Below are 6148 nucleotides of genomic sequence, written 5' to 3' on the forward strand. Positions count from 1 at the left end.
AGGCGGGCAGCAAGCCGCGGTGCGATCTTCATCGTATGGCGTGCTGCGAGGTCACCCTCAAGTGTCGGTGCGCGCGTGAGCGATTCAGCGGCGAGCAGGGCGGAAACCGCGCGCGGGACGGTCCGGGTGGAAAGAACGAGTTCCGCCTGGGCAGCCAACCGGAGGGCTTCCGCCCGGTTGACCAGCGCCTGGAGGTCGGCGATCCGTTGCGCATGATCTCTTGCGCTCCGTTCCACCAGGCCTCCGATGTGGGACGGAACCTCGGACGGACGACGCAGCAGCCAGCTCTCCGCTTCGGCGATCCGGTTTTCCGGAATCGGATCACCCCGCTGATACAGCTCCTCCATCCTGGTACGCCAGCGGACGAAGTCGGCATTCTCCGCCACCAGATGAGCGAGCCTCTCCCATCCGCCGATGAGAGCCTCATGCGTCAGTTCGGCTGTCGGAACGCCGTCATCATCTGTGCCAAGGGACACGAGGCGTCCCTTGGACAGCCGATCGAGAGCAGCCCAGTCCGCCCCGGTGTCGCCGCGACGGGCGATGCGCCGCGTCGCCGGTGCTTGATCGAATTCCGTGCGTACGAGGCTGAGCAGTGTTCGATGAAGAACTTCTTCGGGCACCCCGTCACCAAGAAGACTTGCGGCAATCCGTTCGGCATGTGCGCCAAGCGCACCTGTGACCCCGCCGATCCTGCTGTATTCCTCGTGTCGCAGCCTGCCGGCATATTGCAGATCCCACAGTTGGGACACGGTGAATTCGACCAGGGGCAACGTGCCCTGCTCGCTTCCCGCATCCTGCAGGATTCTTTCCACCAGGCCGTCCGCATACTTCACGCCGCGGCTTTCGGCGGGCTGGATGATCGCTTGTCGTAGTTGCGTGGATGTCATCACCTGGAGGGGAAACATCCGATCGTTCAGGCTTGCCTCCACTGAAGGGTGTGAGAGAAGATCGTTTACGAAGTCCGCTCGCAGCGAAATCAGGATACGTGCTGGTATCGCCGCTCGCGGAGGTTCCCGAAGAACGAGTTCCACCAGGCCCCGGGCCTGCTCCCCGTCATCCGTCAGGCATTCTTCGAACTGGTCGGCGATGAGCAGAACCTGTGTATTGCGTATCGCCGCAAGTGCTTCGAGTGACTCCCACGGGTCGCCCGCGCCCAGACGCGCGCCGCGGGTTCGTATCCGGTCAAGACGCAGCTCGTCTGACGGGTTGTTGCTTTCGGCGCGCAGGAGTGCGGCGGCCAGGGCGTCGAGCGGGCGAGCGCCGGGTCGGAAGGGCACCACCGTCCATGATTTCTGGCTGCGCAGTAGTGGAATCAACCCCGCCTGTACCAGCGAGGTCTTTCCGACTCCGGATGGCCCTGTCAGGCAGACCAGAGTATTCGCGCGAACCCGTGCGGCGAGCTTCTCCGCCTCCTCACCTCGGCCGACAAACAGATGTGCGTCCTGCTCCCGAAAAGCGCTGAGCCCCCGATAGGGGGACGCCGGGATGACTCGGCATACATCAGGCCATGCCTCGGTCAGGCGTCGGACCGGAATGGCATAAGCGTCTTCGGACCTGTCGTCTCTCGAGGCTGCGGAGAACAGGCCGAGGACCACGCCGTCACCATCGAAGACAGGGGAGCCGCTGTAGCCTGGTTGAGCGCGAAGTGCCGCTTCGCTGGACTTGTCGAGTTGTAACATCCCGCCGCCGACGGTACCGATCAGCGTGGCTGAAGTCCATCCTCCATTAGGTCGTGGCGGGTCCGTCGGGAAGCCGAACATTGTCACACCGAGCGGCGGAACACGGCTTTCCAGGAGTGCTGGACGAGCGGCGGTGGGCGCTGCTCCGCTCAGTCTCAGCCCGGCGATATCTCCCCCGAAGGAGCCTTGCGGAGGAGGCGGAACCCACGCTTCCACTGTTGCCTCTCGCAGTGAAACGCCGTCCAGTTGGGGAAAGTCGAGAAATAAAATATCGTCAGGCTTCTTCTGTTCCCGCTGTGACCTGCCGAGAGCGGTATTTACCACGTGGGCGCAGGTCATGATTTCATGTTCGCCTACGAGCACACCGACCCCCGCCGCTTTTTTCGTCATTCCTTGGCGGATCCGGACGACGCACCCACTCCGCGGATCAACCGACTCGGTCATGCAGTGCTTTCACCGCCACGCCACGTCATTGAGACGGTGAAGTTGACCTCAGCCGTACCCTTCGCGATGATCAGCCCTGTTTCGCCGCCGACGTTCACCCCGAACTCGACGGTGAACTCGTCCGGTGCGATGTCGCGGAGACCCTGCCAGATGGACCGTACTGCTGGAGCCAGATCCGCAAGCGAGGATTCCAGCGCACGCCGCGCACGGGCCGCCACCGTACCCGGATCGTCAGAGGCCAGTTGAAGTTCGCCCGGGACCTCCCGCCGGTCCACCTCGACCAGCACCATGCCGCCGCTTTCCAGCGGCACCTCCATCAACATCCAGATCCCCCGCTCATCCGTCCGATCACCAGGCCGGTCGGCCGACCATGACGGCCGTTGCCCGTGCCACGCGGTCATCATCTCTCAGAGCATCACCGTAGATGTCAGCACATGGACGCAAACAGAAGCGTCGACGGTGTCAATCATCGGCTGTGAGCATGTTCCGCGGTCAGCCTCACCGGCCAGCCGAGTCCGTTCCAGGACGGCCGCGTGCACGACCAACGGAGACGAGCAGCAGGCACGCCGTCGGGCAGGCCGAGCGCGACCCCGAGCGCCGCCACATGCCCGGCGACCAGCTCCGGGTCCTGCGCCGGCACCTACCACACCACATCGAACCCGCCGGCATGCCGGCGGGCGTACTCCACCGCCAGCGCGGTCTTGCCCACTCCACCAAGCCCGTGCAGCGCGCACACCGCGACCGCACCCGAGGCGGCCAGCTGCCGGTCGACCGCGGCCAGCAGATGGCCCCGGCCGACGAAGTGCGCCAGCCGGGGCGGCACGTTCCACACCCCGGGAAGCTCCGGGGGGAACGCCGGCCTCGCCGGAGCCGACGGGCCGCCGCCGGGAAAGCCCGGTTCCACCGGGGGTTTGGCCCGCTGCGCACCGGCGGCGGCCCGCAGCCGCCCGGCCGCGGTGGTCTGGTCGACCCCGAACAGGTCCACCGTCACGAGCTGGCCCAGCAGCCCCGGGCGGGGCAGTCCGCCACCCGGAACACCAGCAGCTTCCGGGCCCGACCCAGCGGATCAGACCGCCAGGCCGCCTGCCATTCCGCCGTCGCGTACGCCGATTCCAGGTAGGCCGTCGAGAGCACCGCCACCGTCCGCGCGGACGCCTGCGTCGCCTGGTGCATCGCTTCCACGAAACCAGCACCGGCCGTCACCTCTGGGGCGCCCGCTGGCACGGACATCCATGGACGTCCACAGACGATTACAAGCAAACTGCGAAGCGTCACATGGTCCCGGACCCGTCCGTAGCAACGGTGACCCCTGAAGCGGGCCGGCGAGGCGTTAGAGAGCGCCCGTGGGGAATACATGGGGACGAAAGGCACGGTAGTGGTCCGATGCGGGAGACTGCGCAGGTGAACGGCATGATCCCCGCAAAGGGAGCTTTCGATCTCTCTTTGGTGATCTTTTCTGGCGTTGTGCGTGGCTGGTTGTGCCCGGTGGCAAGCGGGCGTCAACCGCTATCTGTGGGAAGGCGCTATCGGGCCAGGCCCTGGAGCGGGAGTGATCCGGGGGCATCCGGGAAGGGATGCGTTCTGCCTCGTGGGTGGTGACGGCGGGTGACAGGCGACGTTGCCTGCCCCCTTGTAGGGCATTCTCCACTGTCTGCGCTGGTCGCGCGTGGGCTGTCGGCCGTTTTGACGTCCGCGACAGCATGCGGTAGTTGTTTTTCTATTGTGATTTTGAAGTGTGAGTGATGATTTTTATAGTGCGATAAGTGATGATGGCGCGCACCGGCTGTCCTGGCCGGGTGTTTTCGGCGGGTTGAAAAGATCACGAGCTTTGCGTTGAAAGATCGGGATCGTCGCACCGGCGAGTCGCTGCGTGTACGGCGTCATACGGCCGGTGGGTTGCGGCATCGTCTGGCCGGTGGGTCGTGGCGAGGACGTCGTCGAGGCGATCTACCGGGTGGCGTGGCCGGGGCTGCAGTCCTGCCCATGGGTGCCTGTCGGGATCCCTACAGGGGCGGCCGGGGGTGGCCGGGGGCGGCCGGGAGGGCGGGTCCCCAAATTTTATGATTCATAAAATTATTCTGTGATCAGAAACGCAGAGAAGTGAAGCGCGGCGGAGGGCGTGAAGTGGCTGCCTCTGGACGCTGTGTAGTTCCGTGCCAGCTTCGCTGGGTTGCAGTCGTCGACGCTGTGGTAGATGTCACCATAGTTCATTGATATGATCTTTACGAGTGTTCGACGGATGTTGTGGAGATCACATACTGCCGGGGTTCGGTGTCATTGGTGTAAGCCTGGCTCATTTTCCGCGGGAATAGCCTGGATGCCGCTGTGGGCACGGGATCCAGGCGGGCGCCGATCCGCCTGAACGATCATCGGACGTGTGTCCGCCGGTGCCCGGATGGCGCGGAAACAGCAGATGGTGGGCATGGCGGGCGTAGTGCGCCCGCCGGCGGCGAGAGCGTCGGCGTCCGCGCTGCCGATCTTGATGTTGCTGGATGGGGTGTCTCCGCCCGGTGGCGTGGCGCCTCCCGTGACGGCGCGAAACCGGCCATGGGCCTCCGCCTGGCGGATCATCGGACGGCGGCCGATGATTTTCTGTGGCCACCCCGGTCGAAACCATCGATTTCACGTGTTCCCGGGGCTTTCTTCCGCGAAACCGTGGCGGAACTCGCCGTCGGATTTTCTGGCGGTGCCGACAGCTTCAGAGAAACGGAGCCGTCGTCCTGGCCCGGCAGCCGCCGCCGGCGGCCGCGCCCGTATACAAAAATTTGCCGGCTGTCCGCAGTCCCATCAACTGCGCTGTTCCCGGCCCCGGCCGGCCCGAGCCGTTGGAGATATCCCTTTCGGGAACTTGCCGCTCCGCGGGAAGGGCGGTATAGGCGCCGGCCTGTCGCGGGTCGGGGCTGGCGGCCCTGCCGCGCCGGCGGGAGCGAGGCGTCCGTTCGGTGCGTGGCCGCCGGTCGCCTGGATCATGAAGTGGCGGCGGGCGGGCCTGCCGCGGGCGGCGGCGTCGAGACCCGCGGCAGACGTCGGATGTCGGCCGGCGGGCCAGGCTGAGCCCCGCCCGGCGCAGGCCGGGAAGTTGGGCTGCTGTGCGGCGATCGCGCAGGTAGGAGCAGGTAGGAGCAGGCAAAAGCAGGTGGATGACGGCCCGGGCAGGTGCGGGTGGGCGCGGGCGGACGGGGCGTGCGGGGCGGGGCCACGAGGCCCGGGCCCACCCGCCGATCCCTCACTGGAAGGAGTCGTTTCCTGCCTGCGCGTCCTTGTCACCGGATGCCTTGGATGCTCTTCGCCAGCCGGTCAGGAGGGCTGTTCGGCCGAGGAAGCGATCTCACCCGAAGAAATGATCGTGATGGACGCCTGCGTCGGCGGCGGATCCGGAGATCGACATTTTCGGCCGACCGCCTTGATCGCCGATTGTCGAGCCGGCGGTGCGGTGTCAAAGCTCTATCAGGTTGTCGGCCTAAGTGGTACGGTCGACATCCTTGGCACTCTGTCCATGCTCGCTCTGTCCGTGCTCACTCTGTCCATCCTATCGAGTAAGGATGCGCTCGCCGCTACCCCACGATGTTACGCTCCAGCTCTCACCATCGCCGACGCGATTCCCCGGTCGCGCCGATAATGCGACTCGTGGTTATTTCGGGGGCCGCCGCCTTCGTGGTCGGCGGGATGGGGTTCATTTCCTTGTCGGACACGACTGACACATCACCGGTCGTAGCGGGGCCGGTCGTGGCGGGCTCCGCGCCGTCCGGCGCCGCCGTCCGCCCGGACGCGGGCAGGGGGTCTGCCCACGTCGACGACCAGCTGTGGGCGTCGCCGTATCCGGGTCAGGCCTCCCCGTACGCGGTAGGCCCGACAGGTGTCCCGGGTGGTTCCACGGTCGCGGTCAGCGTGCTGACGCCGGGGCAGCCCCCGGAGGCCGGTGGTGGCGTCATCGCGCCGAGTCTGACGGCGGCCGAGCCCGCCGCCGCACCGGCCCAGGGCGGGCCCGCGCCCGCTCCCGCCGCGCCTCTCGCGGGCAAGCCCGC

The 6148-nt window shown here is 66.4% G+C and carries 4 protein-coding genes and 1 pseudogene; 1 reads left to right on the forward strand and 4 read right to left on the reverse strand.

The window, feature by feature from the left end:
- The 4 genes from NBX02_RS02975 to NBX02_RS02990 all read right to left on the reverse strand — a co-directional run.
- The coding region (locus NBX02_RS02975) for an nSTAND1 domain-containing NTPase (protein ID WP_250289885.1) at positions 1–2123 on the reverse strand (2123 nt) is incomplete at its 3' end.
- The gene (locus tag NBX02_RS02980) at positions 2120–2446 is read right to left on the reverse strand and encodes a CU044_2847 family protein (RefSeq protein WP_250284757.1); all 327 of its coding nucleotides are present in this window, start codon (positions 2444–2446) and stop codon (positions 2120–2122) included. The genes NBX02_RS02980 and NBX02_RS02975, both read right to left, overlap by 4 nt.
- A gap of 317 nt (positions 2447–2763) precedes the next feature.
- On the reverse strand, positions 2764–3114 hold the full coding sequence (locus NBX02_RS02985) for an ATP-binding protein (RefSeq protein WP_250289888.1): 351 nt from the start codon (positions 3112–3114) through the stop codon (positions 2764–2766).
- Positions 3111–3296, reverse strand: coding sequence for a toll/interleukin-1 receptor domain-containing protein (locus tag NBX02_RS02990; RefSeq protein WP_250289889.1), 186 nt, complete (start codon positions 3294–3296; stop codon positions 3111–3113). The genes NBX02_RS02985 and NBX02_RS02990 overlap by 4 nt, the downstream gene beginning before the upstream one ends.
- Positions 3297–5849: 2553 nt before the next feature.
- Here NBX02_RS02990 and NBX02_RS02995 point away from each other — a divergent pair.
- Positions 5850–6148: pseudogene (locus NBX02_RS02995) on the forward strand (hypothetical protein); the annotation flags it as partial.

This window comes from Protofrankia sp. CiP1_Cm_nod1 (assembly GCF_920888515.1).
GTDB lineage: Bacteria > Actinomycetota > Actinomycetes > Frankiales > Frankiaceae > Protofrankia.

Bases quoted from the DNA above. Each gene is read 5' to 3' on its own strand.
- NBX02_RS02980 (WP_250284757.1), bottom strand. From the start codon at position 2,446: ATGTTGATGGAGGTGCCGCTGGAAAGCGGCGGCATGGTGCTGGTCGAG.
- NBX02_RS02990 (WP_250289889.1), bottom strand. From the start codon at position 3,296: ATGCACCAGGCGACGCAGGCGTCCGCGCGGACGGTGGCGGTGCTCTCG.